The organism is Pseudomonas sp. SDO524_S393 (assembly GCF_054071875.1).
The window spans coordinates 15746-38131 of sequence record NZ_JBSVVZ010000067.1 but is presented as its reverse complement, the minus strand read 5'-3'; the positions used below and the strand labels follow the sequence as shown (position 1 = coordinate 38131).

Genomic DNA, 22386 nt, shown 5'->3' with positions numbered 1-22386 from the left:
ATGCTCTGACTGATCCACCGCTTTCGCGAGCAAGCCCGCTCCCACATTTGAACTGCATTCGACTCAGGATAAGGGATACAGCGCCTCATCAAACTGCTCAAGCTTTGGAAACACCAGGGGCTGCTCATCCGCCAGCCCTTGCAGTCGCTGCTCATACCCCACCAGAAAATCCTGCCGAGCCTCGGCACTGATATACGGCACATGCCACGCCACGAACGGCTTCAGCACCTCGAACCCGACATACGCCAGCGTGCCGCGCAGAATCGGCCGCAGCATGTCCTCCAACGGGCCGTGGATCGCGCCTTCGCCAAACATATGCTCGCGCCCGCCAAGGGTCACGGTGACCATCGCCCGCTTGCCCGCCAAACCACCCTGGTCATAAAAGCGCTTGCCGCCATAACACACCCCCGACACCAGCACGCGGTCGATCCAGCCCTTGAGCATCGCCGGCGCCGAGAACCAGAAGATCGGGAAGTTGAGGATCAGCAAGTCCGCCCATAGCAGCTTGTCCAATTCGGACTGGATATCCGTGGCAATCGACTGTTTTTTCACGCCCAGGCGCTGCTCCAGCGCATACACCAGGTAGTCGGGGTTCTCCCGCGTGGAAAAGTCCGAAGCCGACGCCACCGGGTTCCATTGCATGGCGTACAGGTCACTGACCTGTACCTGATGCCCCTGGCTTTCCAGCGTGGCCACGGCCTGGTCGCGCAACGCTGCCGTAAACGACTGCGGCTCAGGATGGGCGTGAACGATCAAAACTTTCATGTGGATGCCTCAAGCAGTGGGTGCGGCCCGTCGGGCCAGCAAATGATCGAGCCAGTCCGGGTCCATTTCCGGTTCCGATGAAAACAACAGGCCGGTGTAGTCCTGGTACGGCGGGGTGAAAATCGCGCTGCGGCTGCCCTGGTCCACCACCCTGCCCCGCTGCATCACCACCACCTCGTCGGCAATCGCGCGCACGGTGGCCACGTCATGGGTGATGAACAGGTAGGCCACGCCCAGTTGCTGCTGGATGCGGTTGAGCAGCTTCAACACGCCCTCGGCCACCAGTTGATCGAGGGCCGAGGTGACTTCGTCGCAGATGATCAGTTGCGGCTCCGCCGCCAGGGCGCGGGCGATGCAGATGCGCTGCTTCTGTCCACCGGACAGCTCGCGCGGCTGACGCTCCATGTAAACCGCCGGGTCCAGCTCGATCATCTCCAGCAGCTCGGCAACGCGGGCGCGCAGGGCCTTGCCCTTGAGCCCCAGGTAGAACGTGAGTGGCCGACCAATGATGTCGACGATGCGCTGGCGCGGGTTCAGCGCGGTGTCCGGAATCTGGTAGATCATCTGGACCCGTCGCAACTGTTCCTTGCTGCGTCGGCGAAAATCCACCGGCAGCGCCTCGCCGTCATACAGCACCTGCCCGGCGGTAGCCGGCAGCAGCCCGGTGATCAGCCGCGCGGTGGAGCTCTTGCCACTGCCCGACTCGCCAATCACCGCCAGGGTCTGGCCGCGATAGAGCTTCATCGACACGTCATGCAGCACCGGCTGGTGCCCGTAACTGGCGCTGACCTGGCGCACTTCCAGCAGCGGCACGTCCTGCACCGGACACGCCTTGGGCTCGGTGCGAAAACTGCGCACGGCCCACAACGACTTGGTGTAGTCCTGCTGCGGCTGGCTGAGCATGCTGCGGGTATCGGCCTCTTCCACCAGTTTGCCGTGGCGCAGCACCATGATGCGGTCGGCCATCTGCGCGACCACCGCCAGGTCATGGCTGATGTACAGCGCGGCGCTGCCATAGGTTTTCACCGCGTCACGGATCGCCGCCAGCACTTCGATCTGGGTGGTGACGTCCAGCGCCGTGGTGGGTTCGTCGAAGATGATCAGGTCCGGGTGACACGCCATGGCCATCGCGGTCATCACCCGCTGCAACTGCCCGCCCGAGACTTGATGGGGGTAACGCTGGCCGATGCTCTCCGGGTTGGGCAAGCGCAACACACGGTACAGTTCCACCGCCTCGCGCTCGGCCTGGGCGCGGTCGATACCGCCGTTGATCACCGCCGTCTCCACATGCTGGTCGATCAGACGATGCGCCGGGTTGAACGACGCCGCCGCACTTTGCGCCACGTACGCAATCCGCAGCCCCCGCAATTTGCGCAGGGTGTCGGGCCGCGCTTGCAGCAACGGGATGCCATCGAAACACACCGAGCCACCGACAATGCGGCAACCATCCCGCGCATAACCCATGGCTGCCAGACCCAGGGTGGATTTACCCGCCCCGGACTCGCCGATCAACCCCAGCACTTCACCGCGCTGCAAGGTCAGGTCGATGCCCTTGATCAGTGGATGCCAGGCATCTTCGTAGTGCCCTTCGATTTGCAGGTTGCGGATTTCCAGCAACGGCTTGTCCATCCTCAACACTCCTTCAGGCCGCTGGATTTGTGCAGCATCCAGTCGACGACAAAATTCACGCTGACGGTGATCAACGCCACCGCCAGGGCCGGCAACAGCGGGCTGATATCGCCGAAGGTGATCAGTACGGCATTGTCGCGCACCATGCTGCCCCAGTCGGCGGTGGGCGGTTGAATCCCCAGGCCCAGGAACGACAGCGCACTGATAAACAGGAACACAAAGCAGAAGCGCAGGCCGAATTCGGCAATCAGCGGCGCAGCGGCATTGGGCAATACCTCGCGAGTGACCAGCCACCACAACCCTTCACCGCGCAGGCGGGCGGCCTCGACGAAGTCCTGCACCACCACGGTCATCGCCACCGCGCGGGCCAGGCGAAACACCCGCGTGGAGTCCAGCAACGCGATCACCAGCACCAGCGACGTCGCATTGGTGCCCACCACGCTCAGGATCAGCAAGGCGAAAATCAGCTGTGGGATCGCCATCAGAATGTCCACCACCCGCGACAATCCCTGGTCGATCCAGCCGCCCTTGATCGCCGCGATCAGCCCGCTCAAGCCGCCCAGCAAAAACGCCAGCGTGGTCGTCAGGAACGCAATGCCCAGGGTGTTGCGCGCGCCGTAGACCAAACGGCTGAACATATCCCGCCCCAGGTTATCGGTGCCGAGCAGGAACTGGCCGCTCCACGGCGCGAACCCTTCGCCCACCACCTGGGTTTCGCCATAGGGCGCCAGCAGCGGCGCAAACACCGCCACCGCGATGTACAACACAATGATCAGCAGGCCGAACTTGGCGCTCAACGGCGCCCGGACCAGTGAAGTCAGCAGGTTCATGGGCTACCCCTTCGGATGCATCAGGCGTGGGTTGCTGGCGATGGACAACACGTCCGCCCCGGTATTGAGCAGGATGTAGGTGGCGGCAAAGATCAGGCTGCACGCCTGCACCACAGGGATGTCGCGCTTGGACACCGAGTCCACCAGCAACTGGCCCAGCCCCGGGTAGACGAACACCACCTCGACCACCACCACCCCCACTACCAGGTACGCCAGGTTCAGTGCGATCACGTTGACGATGGGCGCCAGTGCGTTGGGCAAGGTGTGCTTCCAGATGATCCGCGACTGGCGGATGCCCTTGAGCCGTGCCATCTCGATGTACGGGCTGGCCAGCAGGTTGATCAGGGAGGCGCGGGTCATGCGCATCATCTGCGCGATCACCACCAGGCTCAGGGTCGCCACCGGCAGCACCGAGCGCTCCAGGATCGTGCCGAACGAGGCATCCGGCGCCAGGTTCGACAGGCTCGGGAACCAGCCCAGCTTCACCGAAAACACCAGGATCAGCAGGTAGGCGACAAAGAACTCCGGAAACGACACCGCACTCAACGCCGAGGTATTGAGCAGGCGATCGAACCAGCTGTTGCGATACAACGCCGCCAGCATCCCAAGCACCAGCGCCGTCGGCACCGAGACCAGCGCAGCCAGTGCCGCCAAGCTCAAGGTGTTGCCCAACCGTGCGCCGATCAGTTCGGCAATGGGTCGCTGGTTGGCGAGCGACGCGCCCAGATCGCCCTGCAACAGGCGCAGCAACCATTGTGCAAAACGCGTGAACGGCGGCAGGTCCAGGCCCAGTTGTGCACGGAACGCTGCGACGGTTTCCGGCGTGGCCGACTGGCCGAGCATGGCCTGGGCGATATCGCCGGGCAGCATGCCCACGGCCAGGAAGATAATCACCGAGACGGCGAACAGCGACAGCAGGCTGAGCGCCAGGCGTTGGAGGATTAATTTAAACAGGCTATTCATGGACGATTCTCATGAGGTGAATAGGCTCGTCGAGACTGCACCCATCTAATGTGGGAGCTGGCTTGCCTGCGATGGCGGCCTGAAGGATTGCAGCGAATGGGCGGACCTCATCGCAGGCAAGCCAGCTCCCACATTGGATATTCATTGGCTGGGGGAATCTCTAGGCCTGCCACCACCGCTCAATCAACCGCAAGCCATCCAACTCACCGTAAGGCGCCGTCTGCGCGCCATGGGCCACCCGGTTCGAACGCGCCGCCACCGAGCTGGCGAACAACGGCACGATCGCCCCGCCGTCATCCCGGCACAGGGCCTGCATTTCGTTGTACATCTCTTGACGCAATGGCGCGTTCATCTCGCCACGGGCGGCGTTGAGCAGTTGGTTGAAGCGCGGGTTGTCCCAATGGGTTTCGTTCCAGGCCGCGCCCTTGGCATAGCCGATGCTGAACATGCGGTCGGCGGTGAGGCTGCTGTACCAGAACGAGGTGGTGAATGGCTGCTTCATCCATACGTTGGAAAAGAATCCGTCCGCCGGTTCGCGCACCACATCGATATCGATGCCCGCCTGGCGCGCCTGCTCCTTGAACAACACCGAAGCATCCACTGCGCCGGTGTACGCCGCATCGGACGCTTGCAGACGCACCTTGAGCGATTCCACCCCGGCCTTGCGCAGGTAGAAACGCGACTTGTCCGGGTCGTAGGCACGCTGCTCGAGGCTGGCATTGATGAAACGGCTGCCGGGCTGGATCGGGTGGTCGTTGCCCACCAGACCGTAGCCGTGCAGCACCGACGCCAGCAGGGTTTCGCGGTTGATCGCGTGCTTCATCGCCAGGCGAATGTCGTTGTTCTTGAACTCGTTGCTGTCGCACAGCATCGGGAAGGTGTAGTGCTGGGCACCCTTGGTTTCCTCGATCACAAGGTTGGGGTTGCGCTTGAGCAAGGCCACGGTTTTCAGGTCGACCTTGTTGATCACATCCACTTGCCCGGTGACCAACGCATTGACGCGCGCAGCGCCGTCGGCGATGGCCAGCAGCTCGGCACTGGCGAAATGCGCACGGCCGGGCTTCCAGTAATCGGGGTTGCGCTCCAGGTCCATGCGCACACCGGGTTCGAAGCTTTTCAGGCGATAGCCGCTGGTGCCCACGCCGGCCTGCCAGTCGGCGGCACCGTCCTTGGCGGGCATGATCACCAAGTGGTAATCGGCAACCACATAGGCGAAGTCGGCATTGCCCGAGTGCAGCTCGAACACCACCGCGTCCGTGCCTTTGGCGCTGACACTGGCCACATCGCCCAGCACGGTCTTGGCCGCCGAGGTCGACTTGGCGTCCAGGTGATGGTTGATCGAGACCACCACATCTTCGGCAGTAAGGCTTTTGCCGTTGTGAAAGGTCACGCCCGGGCGCAGGTGGAAGGTCCACACCCGCGCATCAGGTGTGGACTCGAAACGCTCGGCCAGTTCGGGAATCGCACTGCCGTCCACGGCGATTTCAGTGAGGGTGTTGTAGACCGCCGAGAAGCCGACGAAGGTGAAGGTATCGACCCAGGAACCCGGGTCGCGGGAGTCGGTGGTGCTGCCGCCGGCCAGACCCAGACGCAGCACACCACCGGCTTTGGGCGCTGCCTCTTCGGCGAAGGCGTGCAACGGCAGGCCCATGGAGAACGCCGCCGCCACCGCGCCGGCCACGGCGCTGTGTTTGAGGAAGTCCCGTCGGTGCATCGCTTGAGTCATTTTGTTGTTGTTTTCGCTCATGGTCTTGCTCCTCTAAAGATCAACAGGCATAGGCATGCTTCAGCTCGATCAGGGTCACGCCATTGCGTTTGAAACCGTTGCGCAAGTCCGTCTGCAATTCGTCCAGGTTCTGTGGCTGGTTCACGGTGCAACCGAACGCCTGGGCGAACAGGGCGAAGTCCGGGTTGCGCGGCAATACGCCGATGGGCTCGATGTCCAGGTTGAGCATGTCATCACGAATCTGGCCGAGGGCATCGTTGTTCCACAACAGCACCACCAACGGGCTGTCCAGTTCTTCCACCGCCGTGGCCAGTTCCTGGGCGGTGTAGAGAAACCCACCGTCCCCCACCAGCACCAGCCCTGGCCGTTGCGGCGCGCCGAACTTGGCGCCGATGCCCGCCGGCAAACCGTAGCCCAGGGTGCCGTAGCCCGTAGGGTGCAGCCAGCTGCGCGGGGCCCGGCTGCGGTAAGCATAATTGCCGGTGTAGGCCAGTTGGGTCATGTCGCTGCTGATCACGGCATTGGCCGGCAATTCGGCCTCGATGCGCTCGAGAATGGCTTGGTGGATCGACTGCAACGGGCCGTGCCCCTGCCGAACCGCCTGGCGCAAGCCCGCGACGCTGGCTACGGCAGCGTCCGCATTGCGTGGCGTTGACGGCAGGCGTTGCAGCAACGCCAGCAACGTTTGTCGGGCATCGCCGCGCAGGGCCACGCTGCAAGGATAGAAATCATTGAATTTGCGCGGGTCGATATCCACCCGCAGCAATTCACCGCTGAGTGGCAAACGCTCGCGCCAGTAATCGGTGTCGGCCATTTCCGTGCCGACCGCCAACACCACATCCGCCTCGCTGATCAACTGCCAGCCCGGCTCGACGCACAGGGTAGAACCGGCATTCAGCGGATCGTCGATGGGCAACAGGCCCTTGCCAGCCACGCTGGTGAAAAACGGCGCCGCCAGTACGGTGCTCAAGCGTTGCAACGCCTCGCCCGCGTCCAGTGCGCCGCCGCCGGCAATGATCATCGGGCGCTTGGCCGCCGCGAGCCTGGCCGCCGCCTGCTCCAATGCTTCCTGCGCCGGCAGCCCGCGCCCCGGACGGCGCACCACCTCATGGCTCCAATCCCGCTCAACCGGCGCGGCCAACACGTCCAGCGGCACCGAGATATGCACCGGCCTTGGCCGCTCGCTGTCGAACACCGCGTAGGCGCGGGCGACCAGCTCGGGCAGGTCCCCGGTGCTGAGTGCCACCGCCGAGAAGGCCGTGATGGGCGCGGTGATCGCCCGCTGGTCCTGGGTTTCATGCAGGATGCCCCAGCCCTTGCCAAGGCTGGCGGTGCTATTGACGCTGGAGATCACCAGCAGCGGGACCGAGTCGGCGTAGGCCTGGCCGATGGCGGTGGCTGCATTCGTCACGCCGGGCCCGGTGATCACAAAGCACACCCCCGGCTTGCCGCTGACCCGCGCATAACCATCGGCCATGAAACCGGCGCCCTGTTCATGGCGCGTCAGCACGTGGCGAATGCCGCTGCCGGGCAAACCGCGATACAGCTCCAGGGTATGTACCCCGGGGATGCCGAACACCGTATCCACGCCATAGTTGGCCAGCAATTTCACCAGGGCCTGGCCGCCGGTCATCACGTTATCGTGCATGTTCATCTCCTAGGCGGATCAATGCATCGACCGCCATGGCGCCCCGGGCATTGACCAACAGTGGGTTCACATCCAGTTCCAGCAACTGTCCGGCATTGGCGCAGGCATAGTCGGCCACCGCACGCACGGCGGCCACCAGTGCGTCCATGTCCGCCGCCTCACGCCCGCGAAACCCTTGCAACAACGCAGCACTGCGCAGGCTGAGCAAGGCATTGCGGATCGCATCGTCGGTGGTCGGCAGCAGCAGGCTGCGGCTGTCCTTGAGCAGTTCCACCAGGATGCCGCCCGCGCCGATCACCAGCGCCAGGCCAAAATCATTCTCGCGCTTGATGCCCACGATCAACTCGGCCAACGGCGGCGCGGCCATGGACTCCAGCAGCAGTTGATCAAACGCCACCGTCGGCGCGTAGGCGCCGATCCGCTCGCGCATCAGCGCCAGGGCACTGGTCAACGCGATACCGTCCTTGAGGTTCAGTGCCACGGCACCGGCTTCGGTCTTGTGGGGCAACTGGGCGCTGACCGCCTTGAGCACCAGCGGGTAACCCAGCTGTCGTGCGTCGGCCACGGCGCGCTCCGGCGTACTCAACATGGCAGCCGGCGTGGTCAGGCCGAAGGCACGCAAGGCTTGTTTGGATGCCCACTCATCCAGCGCCAGCCCTCCCCCCTGAAGCGCGGGTGGGCACAGCGGTTCGAGGATCGACTCACCGCGTTCCAGCAGGGTGCGACGCTGGTGTTGATAGTCGGCGATCCGCCCCCAGGCCGCCAACGCATCTTCCACGCCTTGCAGCGCGGCAATGCCCTGGGCGTGCAAACGCTCACGGGCGTGAGCCGGCAGCAATTCGGGGAACGCCGAGGTGACGAAACCGCTCTTGCCGTGGCGACGCAGAGCGTGGCAGAACAGCTCCAGGAGCAGGTCGCACTCCTTGCGTTCACCGGTAAATTCCGCCGGGTAGTCCAGCACCAGCATGGCCGCATCGGCAGGGGTGCGCAGGGCAGTGTCGAGCATGCGGTCGAGGGCGTCGCGGTCGCCCCAGATGGCTGTGGTGAAGTCCAGCGGGTTGACCAGGTTGGCGTAGCTGGGCAGCACCTGCGCCAACTCGCCACGCTGGCCGTCATCCAGTTTGGGCAAGGCCAGCTGATTGCGCTCGGCATAGTCGGCGATCAAGCCCGCATCACCGCCCGAGCAAGCCAAGGCCACCAAACGATTGCCCGCCGGCAGGTTGCCACAGGCGGCGGCCTTGAGGGTTTCGACGAAGCTCACCGGCCCGCTCACCCGGATCACGCCCAGCCGTGCAAACAGACTGTCGTAAAGCGCATCGGAGCCGGACAGCGAACTGGTATGACTCAAGGCCAACTCGGCGCCGATCTGCGACACGCCGGTTTTCAACGCGATGATCGGGATGCCTTTTTCCAGCGCCTTGTGGGCAGCGCGGGCAAACCCCGGCACGTTTTTCAAGCCTTCCAAGTGCAAACCGATGGCCGTGACACGCGGTTCGTCGAGCAACACGTCCATCAACTCGGCCACGCCCAATTGCGCCTGGTTGCCCACCGAGGCCATGTAGGCCACCGGCAGCGAGCGGTCGCTCATGGACAGGTTGTAGGCGAAGTTGCCGCTCTGGGTCAGCACCGCCACGCCCTTCTCGACCGCCTTGCCACCATGGGCCACCGGCCACAATGCCGCGCTGTGCAGGTAATCCAGCAGGCCGTAGCAGTTGGGGCCGAGCAAGGCCATGTCGCCAGCAGCCTTCAGCAGTTGCTGTTGCAGGGCTGCGCCGCTGGCCCCGGTTTCGGCAAACCCCGAGGCGTAACAGATGGCGCCACCGGTGCCGATGGCCGCCAGCTCGGCGACACAGGTCAGGGTCAGTTCACGGTTGGTGGCGATGAATACTGCGTCCGGCCCGCACGGCAGGTCGGCGACACGGCGCACACAAGGAATGCCATCGAGGCTGTCATGCTGGGGATTGACCAGCCACATCGGCCCGGTAAACCCGCCCTCGGCACAGCGCTTGAGTGCGCGGGCCATGCTGCGCCCACCCACGAAGGCCAGGTGCCGGGGCGCCAGCAGGCGCTTGAGATTATCGCGAATTGCCTGGGACATAAGCTCTCCTCGCCGCTCAGCGCAGCAGCGGCCGCAGCAGTTCGCGGGCGATGATATGGCGCTGGATTTCCGAGGTGCCTTCCCAGATCCGTTCGATCCGCGCGTTGCGCCAGATGCGCTCCACCGGACCTTCGTCCATCAGGCCCATGCCGCCGAAAATCTGCACGGCTTCATCGGCCACCTTGCCCAGGGTTTCGCTGGCAAACAGCTTGGCCATGCCGGCCTCGCCATCGGTCATGCTGCCCTGGTCCATCTTCCAGGCGGTGTGCAGGGTCAACAACTCGGCGGCGCGAATCTGCGTGGCCATGTCGGCCAGCTTGAAGCTCACGCCCTGGTAGGTACCGATCGGTTGACCGAATTGTTTGCGGTCCGCCGCCCATTGCAGCGATACATCCAACGCACGCTGGGCCTGACCCACGCAGTTGGCAGCCACCATCACGCGGCCCGCGGTGAGCCAGGCGTTGGCGACTTCCCAGCCCTTGCCCACTTCGCCCAGCACCTTGGAGGCCGGCACGCGGCAGTCGTCGAAGAATATTTCGTAGGTGTGATAACCCCGGTTGCTCACGCACTTGGGACCCCGGCGAATGGTCATGCCCGGCGTGCCACGGTCCACTAGGAACGAAGTCACTGCATTGCGCTGCCGACCGTTGTGTTCATAGGTGTCGGTGACGGCGAACACAATGGCGAAATCGGCATGCCCGGCGTGACTGATAAAGTGCTTGCTGCCGTTGATCACGAAGTCATCGCCACTGCGTACGGCACGGGTCTTGATCGCGTTGGCGTCCGAGCCCGCGCCCGGTTCGGTCAGGGCAAAACAGTCGATTTTCTTGCCCTGGACACAGGGCAGCAGGTAGTCGCCAATCTGCGCACCAGTGCAGGCCATCAGGATTTTCGACGGACGTGCGACAAACACATGCAGCGCCCACGACACCTTGGACAGCTCCCGCTCGATCAGCGCCTGGGACAGATAGTCCAGCCCGCCGCCGCCGACTTCCTCCGGCATGTTGAAGGCATAGAAACCGGCAGCGATAGCCTTGTCGCGAATCTGTGCAGCAAGCTCCGGGGAAACCTCATCGGCACGGTCCACCGCCTCCTCGTGGGGCAGCAGTTCCTTGGCAACGAAACTGCGTACCGCGTCCACCAACATGTCTTGTTCTTGGCTCAGTTGGAAATTCATGGCGCTACCTGTCGATCGTTCGGGGGTGTTTGTTGTTATTCGCCGCGGAAGTTCGGTGCGCGCTTTTCCACCGACGCGCGCAGGGCCTCGGCGCCGTCGGCGCTGCGTCCACACAGCAGTCCGGCGGCCAGTTCGGCCTGCAATTGCTCGGGCAGGCTGCGGTCGGCTCCCTCGCGGATCAGGGTTTTGGTCTGGGCAAACGCAAAGGTCGGGCCGCTGGCCAGGCGTGCGGCGAGCTCGGAGGTGTGGGCGTGAAGTTGATCGTCCGCGACCACTTCGCCGACCAGTCCGGCGGCCAGGGCGCGGTCGGCGCTCCACAGTTCGTCGAGGAACAGCAGGCGCTTGGCTTGCTCGCTGCCGATCAGGCGCGGCAAGTGCCAACTGGCACCGGCGTCCGGCGAGTAGGCCATGCTGGTATAGCCGGCCTTGAAGCGTGCCGATTGGGCCGCGATGCGCAAGTCGCAGCACAGGGTCAGGTCCATGCCGGCGCCGACGGCGGTGCCGTTGATCGCGGCAATCGTCGGTTTGTCGAGGCTGTGCAGGCGGGTCATCAGGGCGTGGGCGGTTTCGGTCCAGCCGTAGGTTTCGAGGGCGCCGCGGGCTTCAGCGTCGGCCCATTCGGCCAGGTCGGCGCCGGCGCAAAAGCTGCGACCGCTGCCGGTCAACACCACCACCCGCACGCTGGAATCGATGTTGATCGCTTCCAGCAAGGCATGCAGATACGTCAGGGTGGGAATATCCAGCGCATTGCGCTGAGGACCACGGTTGAGCGTGATCCAGGCAACGCCTGCTTGCACCTGGGTGAGCACGGGCGAATCGGTAGTCATGGCTTCCTCGAATTATTTTATTTGGCTTGAGGGGTGCGACATGGGGCGATACTAAACGAGTGTTCAGCAAGGAGGCAATCGGCAAACTGCAAATATTTTCAGAGGCAAAAAAAAGCCGCCCCGGACCTTGCGTCCGGAGCGGCGGGACAAGGCTCAGGCCTTGAGTTGATAGCGCTGGCGCCCGCCGGTTTGCAGGCCGTCGACCCAGGCTTCGCAGATCTGAATGCCCTGTTCCGGGGTGAAGGTGCCGGGGTTCAATCCAGACTCCAGCCACAGCCCGTCAAGCAATGCGCTCAAGCCAATGGCGGCCAGATCGGCGTCGAAGTGCTGCCAGCCCTCCTCCCGGGCCATATCGGTCAGGGCCGAGCGCATGATGGTGCGGTACTCGCCGTAGGAATGCTCGTGGGCCAGGTTGATCGCGGGCGCCGTCTTGACCGCGCCCCAGAACACCAGCCAGGCGTCCAGCAGGTGCGGATCAAGCAATTCGGCGGAAAACGAGCCGCGAAACAGCGCCGACAAACGCTCGCGAGGGTTCGGCGGCGCCTTGGCCATGGTCTCGCGCAGCAGGCCCATGACCTGGTCGGTGATGGTGCGATAGGCCTCAGCCACCAGCTCGTCCTTGCCCGAGTAATGGTGGCTGATCAGGCCTACCGACACGCCGGCTTCGGCGCTGATCTTGCGGATCGAGGCGCCCTGGAAACCGTCGCGCTTGAGACAGGTGAGCGTCGCCTGGACCAGATTGGCCTTGCGCAATTCCGGCTCCATCCGGGAAAAACGGGATTCCTGGGTCATACGGCGGTTCCTGAGAGTGAATCGGCCAGACGACTCTACATCAGTCGCGGTACCCCGGCGACACCCGATCCAGCAGCCGCAACAAGGCCGCCCACGCCAATTGCATGGCATCCAGGTCCACCAGTTGGCCCTCCTCCTGCGGCCTGCCCGGGTCGTTGAACTGCCGCTCGGTGTGGGCGCAAACCTGTGGCGACGGCAGTACCAGCGGGCCACAGGCCTGGGCGGCGATCTGGATATCACAGGCTTTTTCCAGGTAGTACATGCGCAAGAACGCCTGGCTGACGGTCTCGCCCACCGTCAGCAAACCGTGGTTGCGCAGCATCAGTACCGGCTTGTCGCCCAGGTCCGCCACCAGGCGTTGTTGCTCGTCCATGTCCAGGGCCACGCCTTCGTAATCGTGGTAGGCCACCTTGCCGTAGAACTCCATGGATATCTGGTTGACCGGGAGCAACCCGCACTCCAGCGCCGCCACCGCGCAGCCCGCTCGGGTGTGGGTGTGCAACACACACTGGGCGTCTTCGCGAGCGCCATGGATCGCACTGTGGATCACAAAGCCCGCCGGGTTGACCGCATGGGGCGAAGCGTCGACCGCACGCCCGTCGAGGCCGATCTTCACCAGGCTCGACGCAGTGATCTCCTCGAACATCAGCCCGTAAGGGTTGATCAGGAAGTGATGTTCGGGGCCGGGAATACGCACCGAGATATGGGTGAAGATCAGGTCACTCATGCGAAAGTGCGCGATCAGCCGGTAGCACGCAGCAAGCTCTTCACGCAGTTGCTGTTCGGTGGAGCGTGTCATTTTTATTCTCCAGGCACAGGGTGGGTGGGACGACGCTAAATCAGCCGCCAGTAAAAAAACAAGTTGATTTTTTACTGGCGTTTGCCTCCTATAGAAAAATAACAATAACAGCGCCTGGAGTCTTCACACCATGCAGCCCCATGCCTTCCCACACTTGTTCGAGCCCTTGACTCTGCGGGGAAAACGCCTGAAAAACCGCATCATGTCCAGCGGGCACGACACCTCCATGCCCACGGACAACCAGGTCAACGCACAGCTGATCGCCTATCACCGCGCCCGCGCCGAAGGTGGTGTCGGGTTGATTGTGTTGCAGGTCGCCGGGGTGCATGACAGCGCGCGTTACACCTCCCATGTGCTGATGGCCACCGATGACAAGTGCATCGAGGGCTATCGCCAGTTGGCCGAAACCTGTCATGCCCACGACACCCTGGTGTTGTCGCAGATCTTTCATCCCGGGCGGGAAATCATGGAGTCGGCAGACGGTCTGCTGGCCGTGGCGTACTCGGCGTCAGGGGTACCCAATGAACGGTTCCGGGTGATGCCCCGGGCGCTGGATCAGGCGATGATCGACGAGATTGTCGCAGGCTATGCGGCAGCGGCAAGGCGCCTGTATCAGGCCGGTATCGACGGTGTGGAGGTGGTCGCGAGCCACGGTTACCTGCCCGCGCAATTTCTCAACCCACGGGTGAATCGACGCACCGATGGCTACAACGGCGAGTTGGAACAACGGCTGCGTTTTCTGACAGAAATCATCACGGCGGTGCGGGCCGTGACTGACGAGCAATTCATCATCGGCCTGCGCATTTCTGCTGACGAGCGCGATGCCGAAGGGCTCACCGAAAGCGAGTCTCTGGAAGCGGTGCAGAGCCTGCAAAAGCGCCTGGATTACGTGCATATCGTCGCCGGCACTTCTGCGTCGCTGGGCGGAGCGGTGCATATCGTGCCGCCCATGGCGATCGCGGCGGCGTACCTGGCGGATGAAGCGGCACGCTTCAAAGCCAGCCTGTCGATTCCGTTGTTTGTGACAGGCCGCATCAATCAACCCCAGGAAGCGGAACTGATCCTGGCGCGCGGCCAGGCCGACGTATGCGGCATGACCCGCGCGCTGATCTGCGACCCGCTGATGCCGGCCAAGACCCAGGCGGGTCGCGCCGAAGATGTGCGGGCCTGCATCGCCTGCAACCAGGCGTGTATCGGTCACTTTCACAAGGGACTGCCGATCTCCTGTATCCAGCACCCCGAGACCGGGCGCGAGCTGAAATTCTCTGATCTGCAACCCGCCGTGAAGCGCAAGCGCGTGATGGTGGTCGGTGGCGGCCCGGCCGGCATGAAAGCGGCGGCCGTGGCGGCCCGACGCGGGCATGAGGTGACGCTGTACGAAGCCGGCAGCCAACTGGGCGGCCAAGTGCTGCTGGCACAGTTGCTGCCACGGCGCAGTGAGTTCGGCGGTGCCAGCACCAACCTGCAACGTGAAATGACGCTGGCCGGTGTGCGCTTGGTGCGCAATACCCGGGTGGACCGCGCCCTGGTGGAGCAGGCGCAACCCGATCACGTGATCATCGCCACTGGCGCCGAACCCTACTGGCCAGCCTTCGAGCGAGGTGGTGATCTGCACGTGGTGGACGCCTGGCAGGTGCTGCGCGACGAAGTGCCCCTGGGCCGTTCGGTGGTGGTCGTCGACTGGCGTTGCGACTGGATCGGCCCGGGCATCGCCGAACGTCTGGTGCGCGCCGGCCACTCGGTACAGTTGGCCGTCAACGGCACGCATTGCGGAGAAAACCTGCCTCTGTACGTACGCGATCAGTTGGCGGGTGAGCTGCATCGACTGGGCGTTCCGATCATTCCCTACGCCCGCCTTTATGGCTGCGATGACAGCACCGTGTACCTGCAACACACGGCCAGTGGCGAACCGATGCTGCTGGAAACTATCGACACCTTGGTGTTGTGCCAGGGCCATCAGCCGGTGGACACTCTGGGCGCGGAGCTGCAAGGCCGTGTGCCGTTCGATCGCATCGGCGACTGCCTGGCACCGCGCACCGCCGAGGAGGCGATCTACGAAGGACTCAAGGTAGCGTGGAACCTGTGACAGACGAACCCCAGCAACTGTTTCTCGGCACGCGCATTCGTGGCCTGCGCAAGGCCTGTGGCCTGACGCTCACCGAGCTCGCACAGATGAGCGAACTGACCGCCGGTTACCTCAGCCAGTTGGAACGCAACCTGGCGTACCCGTCCATCCCGGCGCTGTTCAATATCGCGCGCAGCCTGGGCGTGACCATCCAGTGGTTCTTCGCCAGTGAAACCGTGCCTGCTCCGGCCGATGACGGCTACGTGATACGCAAGGACAACCGCCAGAGCATCCGCTACGAAGACGGCATCGTCGACCAACTGTTGACGCCGCTGCCCAATCATCAGCTGGAAATGCTGCATTCATGCTTCCCACCCGGTACCTATAGCCAGCAAAGCTACAGCCATGAAGGCGAGGAAGCCGGGTATGTGCTGAGCGGGCAATTCGAGCTCTGGGTGGGTGACCGGCACTTCCTGCTGGGCGAAGGCGACAGTTTCAGCTTTGCCAGCCGCGAACCGCACCGGTACGGCAACCCGGGCAAGGTGGATACGGTGGTGATCTGGGTGATTACACCGCCGACTTTTTAACCCGCTGGAGCAATTGGAGACCTTTCCTACGGGAGCCGACAACGATGGAGCGCCGGCCATCAGTGGTATGGCGCTCAGGACCAGCTGGAAACCGCAAGGCGCGCCAGGGCCAGCGCTATCAACACCGCCCGGCGCGCCCGATGAAAGCCTCACGCGCCTGCGCCTGAGGCTGCCTGCTGATCGTCAATCAAACTTCCAGTTCAACCCGACACGCAGCATTTGCCCATCGTTCTTGAACTTGGAGTCGTACCCCGTCCCCGCCCCACCGCTGCCCGGAATCACCGCCACGTTCAGCTTGTCTTCCCCCAGGTCGTAGTACAGGTATTCAGTCTTGAATGACAGGTTCTGGGTGATCGCCTGCTCAATGCCTGCACCCACGGTGTAACCCATCTTGAAGTGGCTTTGGCTGCCGCTGAATTGGGTATTGCCGGTAGGGCCGAACATGTCGACACTCTGACTGGTTTCGCCGTACGCCAAGCCGGCGGTGCCGTAGATCAGGGTGTGATCGAAGGCATAACCGAAGCGGCCACGCAAGGTACCCAGGTACTTGATCTTCGATTCGAACTTATTGTTCAGCGCCAGACCGGTGTTGAGCTGTGCGGTACCGATGTTGCGGCTGTCCTGCAGGTCTGTGTGGGAGATATCCGCCTCGACACCGGCTACCCACTGACCGAACTGATAGTTGTAGCCAACCTGTATGCCACCGAGCAGGCCGTTGCGGTCCAGGTCCACTCGACCTGGGCGAGCGCCGCCGTTGATGTTGGCGATGTTCGGTGCAGCCTGGCCCTTGGTGTTGACGTCGCCGTCGCCGCCAAAGCCATAACCGGCACTCAGGCCGCCGTAGAAACCGGTCCAATCGGTGGGGCCTGTTTCAGCAGCCTGGGCACCGGTCGAGGCGACAACGGTCAACGCGGTTACAGCAAGTAAACGAGTGATCATGTGTAAAGCTCCTATGTTTTTGGTTGTGTTGCAGGCACAGCGTTGCCGCACGCCGATGGCGATCGGCGCGAGGCATGAATTCAGTCGAGGGGGTTACTGCCCGGCCGAGCGGCGCGGGGGTGAAACTATTGGCCGAGGAAGCGGTAATCGGCGCTGTAGGGTTCGAGGTGCAAGTCACCCAACTGGGCGCAACTGCCGCTGAACACGCCACCGAGGGTATGCAGGCGCTCCACCGTCACCACCTGTGCCAGTCCACCCGGCCCCTGGTGCGCGACCACGTTCAGGCGCAGCAACGCAATATCTCCAGCGCTGTCTCCCGGCGCCTGGGCAATGACCTTGCCGACGACGGCACTGCGGTCATCCAGTTGCCAGGTGGGCCCGGCGAAGTGACGACCTACCGTCTTGCCGTTGATCATCAGCGTCGCCAGGGGCTCACGAAACTGCCAGGCCGGTTGACCGTTGCTGTCCTTGGCGCAGGTATAGACCTGCACGCCAGAGGCCTGTACGGTCATCAGTACTTTTTTCGCTGCGCCATTGGCTGGTTCTGGCAAGTCCTGGGCCTGGGCCCGTTGCGCATCGATGGCGCAGATCACCAGTACGATCAGGCCGACCACTTGCAATACCAGAAGTGCCAGGCGATTGCGGCGTGCCACAACTTCAGGGTCGGTATCGCTCATTGCGCGCCTGCCAGAAAGAGATTTGAGAAGGGTCAGGTCAATCATTTTGGGATCCATCGAAAGTCGATCACGGCTGCTTGTCAGCGTCTGCAGGATGAACAATCGACCCGAAGTTTTTATTCCCGACTATTTTCCGCCTCTCGCAAAAACGCTGCCTTTTCCCGATCGCCGCAAATGTCGTCCGAATCACGGGAAACCATGGGAATAACACGCACCTTGTGCGCTTTATTCCATGATTTCGCTCAATCGAATCAGCCCTCTGCCATGCAGATAATTGTCTTCGTCCCGCCCCCGTCCAGCCGGTAGCCTTCGGCCCTGCGATGCCTTGCGCACGCACGAACACCGGCTGTAGCTACAGCATCGGTGCCTGTCCTCAAGTGCTCGATAGATGGCGCCAACGTGAAGAAACTCTCGACAGTCCTATTGCTCGCCAGTCTGCTCCAGCTACCGCTGGCCCAGGCGGCACCGGCCAATATTGGCGTGATTGCCTACGCGGAGAAGCCGCTGAAGCTGATTCGTGCCACCTCTTTGTACACCGTGGGTCCGGGCACACGCCTACAAGGGGGCGATATCCTGCAAACCGGTACTGCGGGCATTCAGATCGAAGGCCTGGCATCGACCACGCTGGCGCTGGGCCCTGACACCCGGATCCTGATCGCCACCAACAGCAAGGCTGCACAAATCAATCTGCTCAACGGTTGGCTCAAGCTGCAACCGGTCGCCGGCCACGCCAACCTGGCAGTGACCACTGGCGCCCTCGCCTTCACGGTCACCAACAGCGCCAGCGTGATACACGTCACCCCGCGCCAGACCGAGATGTTTGTCGAGGATGGCAGCCAGGTGGTGCATGAGCTGGATGCCCGCGGCAAAGGCGATCACAGCGTCACGCTCGGCCATGAAGACTTTGCGCAACGCGTCAGTGGCGCGGCGCTCAAAACCGTGCCGCGGCCTGAGCAAGCCTTTATCGACGCCCTGCCCCGTCAGTTCCTCGACCCGCTGGTACCGCTGGGCAAGAAAACTCCGGCCTCCGCCGAGCCGAAAAAAGAGCGTGAGGTGACATACGACGACATCGCGCCCTGGGTGGTGAGCCCGCTGAACCTCAGCCAGCAGATGCTTGCCAGTCGCTTTGCCCCACGTCTGGCAGACCCGGCGTTTCGCCAGGCTGTGAAGGCCAACCGAGGCGGCGTGCTGGAGTGGGAGCTGGAGCTGCTGCGCCAGGAACGTCGCAAGAATGCACGCTGACGCCCACCCCGCCAGTCCCCGAAGGTAATTATGAAACTGTCACTTGCGGTCAAATTCAACGTGGTGTTCCTGGCGGTGTTTATCGTCGGATTTATCGCCACCAGTCTTTCCACCCACTACATGCTGCAACAGAGTGCGCGTCGGGAAACCCTGGAAACCGCGCGCATGCTGATGCGCTCGGCCTCCGCCGCCAGCACCTACACCGCAGAGCAGATCGTGCCCTTGCTGGAGAACCGCCTGAAGTTCCAGTTCCTGCCGCAGTCGGTCCCGGATTTTGCCGCCATCTCGCACCTGCAGGAATTGCTCAAGTCCTACCCGGACTATGCCTACAAGGAAGCCACCCTCAACCCTACCAACCCGCGCGACCTGGCCAATGATTGGGAAAAGTCCCTGATCAGCACCCTGCGCAGCCAGCCGCAGACCGACGAAATGGTCGGCGAGCGCAATGATGAGAGGGGGGCGGCGCTGTACATCGCGCGGCCCATCCAGATCAAGGACGGTGCTTGCCTGGCCTGCCACAGTACGCCGGACGCGGCGCCGAAAACCATGGTGGACATCTACGGACCGGTCAACGGCTTCGGCTGGAAACTCAACGACACCATCGGTGCGCAACTGGTGACCGTACCGCTCGACTTGCCGCTACAGCGCGCCCGGAGCCTGCTGCACAGCTACATGCTGTCGATGCTGGGCATCTTCGCCGTGCTGTTCGTCGCGCTGAACGTAGCGGTGCACCTGTTTGTCACCCGTCGCCTGCGGCAGATGTCAGCCCTGGCCGACCGCGTCAGCCTGGGTGAAACCGACGTGCCGCAGATGGACGTCAGTGGCAACGATGAATTGGCACGCCTGGGCCAGTCCTTTGGCCGTATGCGCACCAGCTTGGTCAGCGCCATGAAGATGCTTGAGGAATAGGTGCCCGATCATGCTTGAACAACTGGGCAAATACCGCATCGACAGCGTGCTCGGCAAAGGTGCCATGGGCACGGTGTACAAAGCGTTCGACCCGAATATCGCACGCACCGTGGCGCTCAAGACCATCCGCAAAGAGCTGTTCGGCGACAGCCAGCACGCCGAGCTGGTCAGCCGCTTCAAGAACGAAGCCCAGGCGGCTGGCCGGCTGATGCACCCCAATATCGTCGGCGTGTACGACTACGGCGAAGACGAAGGCTCGGCCTACATTGCCATGGAGTTCGTCGAAGGTACGCCCCTCAACACCCTGCTGGCGGCGCAGACACCCCGCGATCTGAGCCACAGCCTGGGCTGGATGCGCCAGTTGCTGCTGGCCCTGCAATATGCCCACTCCAAGGGTGTGGTGCACCGTGATATCAAACCGGCCAACCTGTTGATCACCGCCGACAACCAGGTGAAAGTCACAGACTTCGGTGTGGCACGCCTCGACTCGTCCACCCTCACCCAGACCGGTTCGATGATCGGCACGCCCAGCTACATGTCACCTGAACAGTTCTGTGGTGAGTTGATCGACGGTCGCTCCGATGTGTTTTCCGCCGGCATCGTGCTGTACCAGTTGCTCACCGGCGAGCGGCCATTTTCCGGCTCTGCCACCATGGTCATGCAGCAGATTCTCAACCAGACCCCGGTGGCGCCCTCGTCCCTGAACCTGGCGCTGGACCCGGCACTGGACAATGTGATCGCACGCGCTCTGGCCAAGCGCCCCGCCGAGCGTTACGCCTCGGCGCAGGCATTTCTCGATGATCTGGAAGCGTTGCTCGGTACCACTACCGGCACCTGGACCAACGCGGAAATCGACGATGACCGTACGGTACTGATGCGTCCCAACCAACCGCTGAGCAGTGGCGTCACGCCCTTGCCCACCGGTACGGGCGCGGTGACCGAAGCCGTGGAAACCCTGACGCCCTGGAAGCTGGCGGTGATGCCCGAACTGGAGTCTTTGCTGTCCCATCAGATCGGGCCGCTGGCACGATTTCTGGTACGCAAGAGCCTCAATGGCGCCGACGACTTCGACGCCATCTGCGCCTCGCTGTTGCCCCATATCCCTTCAGAGCGTGGCCGCGAACAGTTTGCCAGCGCCAGTCAGTCGCTGTTCCAAAGGCTCAACCCACCCACGGCGGTACCCGAGCCGGTCAGCGAACCGACGGCGCTACCCACTGAAGTCACCGGCCTCACCGAAGCCCCCGTCACGCAGATAGATACTGACTTTGCAAACATGGCCGAGCGCCGCCTCGCCGTGCTGATCGGCCCTATCGCCCGCATCGTGGTCAGCCGTGCCTTGCGGGCCACCTCCCTGCGCCAACCGTTCCTGCAATTGTTGGCCGAACACATCGAGAGCGAGGCCCAGCGCCTGACGTTCCTCACCAGCTTCGAGCCCCTTCCATGACCGACTCCCCACTCAGCGCCTGCGGGCCCCATAGTCTGGCCTCAGCGGTCGCCTATGGGGTCAGTGATGTCGGCACGGTGCGCCAGAGTAACGAAGACAACTTTCTGGTGGAGCCGAGCCTCAGGCTACTTGCCGTAGCAGACGGCATGGGCGGCCATGAAGCCGGCGCGCTGGCCAGTGCCGAAGCGTTGATCAGCCTGCGCCAGACACTGAAAACCCATAGCGTCGAAACGCTCGACGAGAATGGCGACCCCGATGCCACCTGGTCGGACCCGGACATGCAAGCCGCCGGCCTGTTGCACAGTGCCATCGATCAGGTGAACCAATGCGTCTATCAGCAGAATGTGGCGCGGCAGATGAGCGAAGGCAGTGGCATGGGCACCACGCTCACCGGCCTCTGGCGCCCGCAAAGCGATGGGCCGCTGCTGGTGTTCCATGTCGGTGACAGCCGTTTGTACCGTTACCGCGACGGCGAATTGAGCCTGCTGACCCGCGACCAGACCTGGTACCAGCAAGCGCTCGAAGCCGGCAAAGTCGACCGCCTGCCTGCACGCAACCTGCTGCTGCAAGCCATCGGCCCGGGGCCCCGGGTCGAACCGCAGGTACGCGTCCAACCGGTGCAGCCGGGGGATGTGTTGATGCTATGCAGCGACGGTCTGCACGGTTGCGTGCCCCATCAGGAAATGGTGCAGGTGCTGGCGGTAGCCCGCCGTGACACGCTGGACACCGCCTGCCAACGGCTGGTCAACCTCACCCGGGAATACGCCGGGCGCGATAACGTGACGGTGCTGCTGGCCTGGTTCGACGCGTGACGGACTTCACGGCAACTTGAACGCCTCGTCCACCGGCACCCGGTAGCCGGTGGCCAGGCGGTTGGTTTCATTGGCCATGCCGACCACGGCCTGCAACTCGCCGAACATTGCATCGGTCATACCCGCCTTGCGTGCGGCGGCGGTGTGGGAGGCGATGCAGTACGGGCAGTTATTGGTGACGCTCACAGCGACGTAGAGCAGTTCTTTGGTGAGTGGATCCAGCGCTCCCGGCGCCATGATCTCCTTCAGACTTTCCCAGGTACGGCGCAAGGTCGGCGGATGGGCCGCCAGGCATTTCCAGAAGTTGTTCACCTGGTCGACCTTGCGCGTTTGCATGATGTCGTCGTAGACCGCACGCACTTCAGGGCTGGCGTCGGCATATTCGGTGAGGTGCTGAGTCATGGCAATTTCCGCATGGAGAAGGGCTTTCTGAAATACCGCGCGATGCCCGACTCTG

The 22386-nt window shown here is 63.2% G+C and carries 20 protein-coding genes; 6 read left to right on the top strand and 14 right to left on the bottom strand.

What is annotated here, in order from left to right; all coding sequences use genetic code 11:
* Nucleotides 1-63 precede the first annotated feature (63 nt).
* From ACW9IB_RS24055 to ACW9IB_RS24005, 11 genes are all read right to left on the bottom strand, one after another.
* Entirely contained in the window at nucleotides 64-765 is a 702-nt protein-coding gene (locus ACW9IB_RS24055; protein ID WP_457415778.1) for an NAD(P)H-dependent oxidoreductase, read from the bottom strand.
* Between the two features lie 9 nt (nucleotides 766-774).
* Entirely contained in the window at nucleotides 775-2394 is a 1620-nt protein-coding gene (locus tag ACW9IB_RS24050) for an ABC transporter ATP-binding protein (protein WP_457366867.1), read from the bottom strand.
* 2 nt (nucleotides 2395-2396) lie between these two features.
* Nucleotides 2397-3224, bottom strand: coding sequence for an ABC transporter permease (locus tag ACW9IB_RS24045; protein WP_457415776.1), 828 nt, complete (start codon nucleotides 3222-3224; stop codon nucleotides 2397-2399).
* A gap of 3 nt (nucleotides 3225-3227) precedes the next feature.
* Nucleotides 3228-4187, bottom strand: coding sequence for an ABC transporter permease (locus tag ACW9IB_RS24040; protein ID WP_457415775.1), 960 nt, complete (start codon nucleotides 4185-4187; stop codon nucleotides 3228-3230).
* 160 nt (nucleotides 4188-4347) lie between these two features.
* Nucleotides 4348-5934, bottom strand: a complete 1587-nt coding sequence (locus ACW9IB_RS24035; protein WP_457415773.1) for an ABC transporter substrate-binding protein — start codon at nucleotides 5932-5934, stop codon at nucleotides 4348-4350.
* 19 nt (nucleotides 5935-5953) lie between these two features.
* Nucleotides 5954-7561 (bottom strand): 5-guanidino-2-oxopentanoate decarboxylase, encoded by a 1608-nt coding sequence (locus ACW9IB_RS24030; RefSeq protein WP_457415771.1) that lies wholly within the window; start codon nucleotides 7559-7561, stop codon nucleotides 5954-5956.
* A complete protein-coding gene (locus ACW9IB_RS24025) occupies nucleotides 7551-9659 on the bottom strand; it encodes an acetate--CoA ligase family protein (protein WP_457415770.1) in 2109 nt (702 codons plus the stop codon). Before ACW9IB_RS24025 ends, ACW9IB_RS24030 begins: the two co-directional genes overlap by 11 nt.
* Before the next feature lie 16 nt (nucleotides 9660-9675).
* Nucleotides 9676-10836, bottom strand: coding sequence for an acyl-CoA dehydrogenase family protein (locus tag ACW9IB_RS24020; RefSeq protein ID WP_457366873.1), 1161 nt, complete (start codon nucleotides 10834-10836; stop codon nucleotides 9676-9678).
* 35 nt (nucleotides 10837-10871) lie between these two features.
* On the bottom strand, nucleotides 10872-11663 hold the full coding sequence (locus tag ACW9IB_RS24015; protein WP_457415768.1) for an enoyl-CoA hydratase/isomerase family protein: 792 nt from the start codon (nucleotides 11661-11663) through the stop codon (nucleotides 10872-10874).
* A gap of 153 nt (nucleotides 11664-11816) precedes the next feature.
* Nucleotides 11817-12455: a TetR family transcriptional regulator C-terminal domain-containing protein gene (locus ACW9IB_RS24010; RefSeq protein WP_457366875.1), complete on the bottom strand. Its 639-nt coding sequence runs from the start codon at nucleotides 12453-12455 to the stop codon at nucleotides 11817-11819.
* Nucleotides 12456-12495: 40 nt separating this feature from the next.
* Complete coding sequence (locus ACW9IB_RS24005) at nucleotides 12496-13254, bottom strand: class II aldolase/adducin family protein (RefSeq protein WP_457366876.1); 759 nt, start codon at nucleotides 13252-13254, stop codon at nucleotides 12496-12498.
* Nucleotides 13255-13384: 130 nt separating this feature from the next.
* Here ACW9IB_RS24005 and ACW9IB_RS24000 point away from each other — a divergent pair, with 130 nt between their 5' ends.
* Nucleotides 13385-15340 carry an oxidoreductase gene (locus tag ACW9IB_RS24000; protein WP_457415766.1) on the top strand — a complete coding sequence of 652 codons (1956 nt, stop codon included), beginning with the start codon at nucleotides 13385-13387 and terminating at the stop codon, nucleotides 15338-15340.
* A complete protein-coding gene (locus ACW9IB_RS23995; RefSeq protein ID WP_457366878.1) occupies nucleotides 15328-15906 on the top strand; it encodes a cupin domain-containing protein in 579 nt (192 codons plus the stop codon). The genes ACW9IB_RS24000 and ACW9IB_RS23995 overlap by 13 nt, the downstream gene beginning before the upstream one ends.
* Before the next feature lie 183 nt (nucleotides 15907-16089).
* On the opposite strand, the gene ACW9IB_RS23990 is transcribed toward ACW9IB_RS23995, so the two are convergent.
* Nucleotides 16090-16845, bottom strand: coding sequence for an outer membrane protein (locus ACW9IB_RS23990; protein WP_457366880.1), 756 nt, complete (start codon nucleotides 16843-16845; stop codon nucleotides 16090-16092).
* A 125-nt stretch (nucleotides 16846-16970) separates the two neighbouring features.
* Nucleotides 16971-17522 carry a DUF3455 domain-containing protein gene (locus ACW9IB_RS23985; protein WP_457415765.1) on the bottom strand — a complete coding sequence of 184 codons (552 nt, stop codon included), beginning with the start codon at nucleotides 17520-17522 and terminating at the stop codon, nucleotides 16971-16973.
* A 399-nt stretch (nucleotides 17523-17921) separates the two neighbouring features.
* On the opposite strand from ACW9IB_RS23985, the gene ACW9IB_RS23980 reads away from it, so the two are divergent.
* Genes ACW9IB_RS23980 through ACW9IB_RS23965 form a run of 4 tightly spaced genes read left to right on the top strand, consistent with a single transcriptional unit; the run spans nucleotide 17922 to nucleotide 21929 of the window.
* Nucleotides 17922-18764 carry a hypothetical protein gene (locus ACW9IB_RS23980; protein ID WP_457366882.1) on the top strand — a complete coding sequence of 281 codons (843 nt, stop codon included), beginning with the start codon at nucleotides 17922-17924 and terminating at the stop codon, nucleotides 18762-18764.
* A gap of 30 nt (nucleotides 18765-18794) precedes the next feature.
* Nucleotides 18795-19673: a c-type heme family protein gene (locus tag ACW9IB_RS23975; protein ID WP_457366883.1), complete on the top strand. Its 879-nt coding sequence runs from the start codon at nucleotides 18795-18797 to the stop codon at nucleotides 19671-19673.
* A gap of 10 nt (nucleotides 19674-19683) precedes the next feature.
* Nucleotides 19684-21117, top strand: coding sequence for a serine/threonine-protein kinase (locus tag ACW9IB_RS23970; RefSeq protein ID WP_457415764.1), 1434 nt, complete (start codon nucleotides 19684-19686; stop codon nucleotides 21115-21117).
* The gene (locus tag ACW9IB_RS23965; RefSeq protein WP_457415762.1) at nucleotides 21114-21929 is read left to right on the top strand and encodes a PP2C family protein-serine/threonine phosphatase; all 816 of its coding nucleotides are present in this window, start codon (nucleotides 21114-21116) and stop codon (nucleotides 21927-21929) included. The genes ACW9IB_RS23970 and ACW9IB_RS23965 overlap by 4 nt, the downstream gene beginning before the upstream one ends.
* A 6-nt stretch (nucleotides 21930-21935) precedes the next feature.
* Here the strand turns inward: ACW9IB_RS23965 and ACW9IB_RS23960 are convergent, their stop codons facing one another.
* A complete protein-coding gene (locus tag ACW9IB_RS23960; RefSeq protein ID WP_078741834.1) occupies nucleotides 21936-22331 on the bottom strand; it encodes a carboxymuconolactone decarboxylase family protein in 396 nt (131 codons plus the stop codon).
* Nucleotides 22332-22386 lie beyond the last annotated feature (55 nt).

Coding starts and splice junctions, on each gene's coding strand:
- ACW9IB_RS23975 (WP_457366883.1), top strand. CDS start 18,795: ATGAAACTGTCACTTGCGGTCAAATTCAACGTGGTGTTCCTGGCGGTG.
- ACW9IB_RS24040 (WP_457415775.1), bottom strand. CDS start 4,187: ATGAATAGCCTGTTTAAATTAATCCTCCAACGCCTGGCGCTCAGCCTG.
- ACW9IB_RS24045 (WP_457415776.1), bottom strand. CDS start 3,224: ATGAACCTGCTGACTTCACTGGTCCGGGCGCCGTTGAGCGCCAAGTTC.
- ACW9IB_RS24030 (WP_457415771.1), bottom strand. CDS start 7,561: ATGCACGATAACGTGATGACCGGCGGCCAGGCCCTGGTGAAATTGCTG.
- ACW9IB_RS24015 (WP_457415768.1), bottom strand. CDS start 11,663: ATGACTACCGATTCGCCCGTGCTCACCCAGGTGCAAGCAGGCGTTGCC.
- ACW9IB_RS24035 (WP_457415773.1), bottom strand. CDS start 5,934: ATGAGCGAAAACAACAACAAAATGACTCAAGCGATGCACCGACGGGAC.
- ACW9IB_RS24000 (WP_457415766.1), top strand. CDS start 13,385: ATGCAGCCCCATGCCTTCCCACACTTGTTCGAGCCCTTGACTCTGCGG.
- ACW9IB_RS23960 (WP_078741834.1), bottom strand. CDS start 22,331: ATGACTCAGCACCTCACCGAATATGCCGACGCCAGCCCTGAAGTGCGT.
- ACW9IB_RS23965 (WP_457415762.1), top strand. CDS start 21,114: ATGACCGACTCCCCACTCAGCGCCTGCGGGCCCCATAGTCTGGCCTCA.
- ACW9IB_RS23970 (WP_457415764.1), top strand. CDS start 19,684: ATGCTTGAACAACTGGGCAAATACCGCATCGACAGCGTGCTCGGCAAA.
- ACW9IB_RS24020 (WP_457366873.1), bottom strand. CDS start 10,836: ATGAATTTCCAACTGAGCCAAGAACAAGACATGTTGGTGGACGCGGTA.
- ACW9IB_RS23990 (WP_457366880.1), bottom strand. CDS start 16,845: ATGATCACTCGTTTACTTGCTGTAACCGCGTTGACCGTTGTCGCCTCG.
- ACW9IB_RS24005 (WP_457366876.1), bottom strand. CDS start 13,254: ATGACACGCTCCACCGAACAGCAACTGCGTGAAGAGCTTGCTGCGTGC.
- ACW9IB_RS23985 (WP_457415765.1), bottom strand. CDS start 17,522: ATGAGCGATACCGACCCTGAAGTTGTGGCACGCCGCAATCGCCTGGCA.
- ACW9IB_RS24025 (WP_457415770.1), bottom strand. CDS start 9,659: ATGTCCCAGGCAATTCGCGATAATCTCAAGCGCCTGCTGGCGCCCCGG.
- ACW9IB_RS24010 (WP_457366875.1), bottom strand. CDS start 12,455: ATGACCCAGGAATCCCGTTTTTCCCGGATGGAGCCGGAATTGCGCAAG.
- ACW9IB_RS24055 (WP_457415778.1), bottom strand. CDS start 765: ATGAAAGTTTTGATCGTTCACGCCCATCCTGAGCCGCAGTCGTTTACG.
- ACW9IB_RS24050 (WP_457366867.1), bottom strand. CDS start 2,394: ATGGACAAGCCGTTGCTGGAAATCCGCAACCTGCAAATCGAAGGGCAC.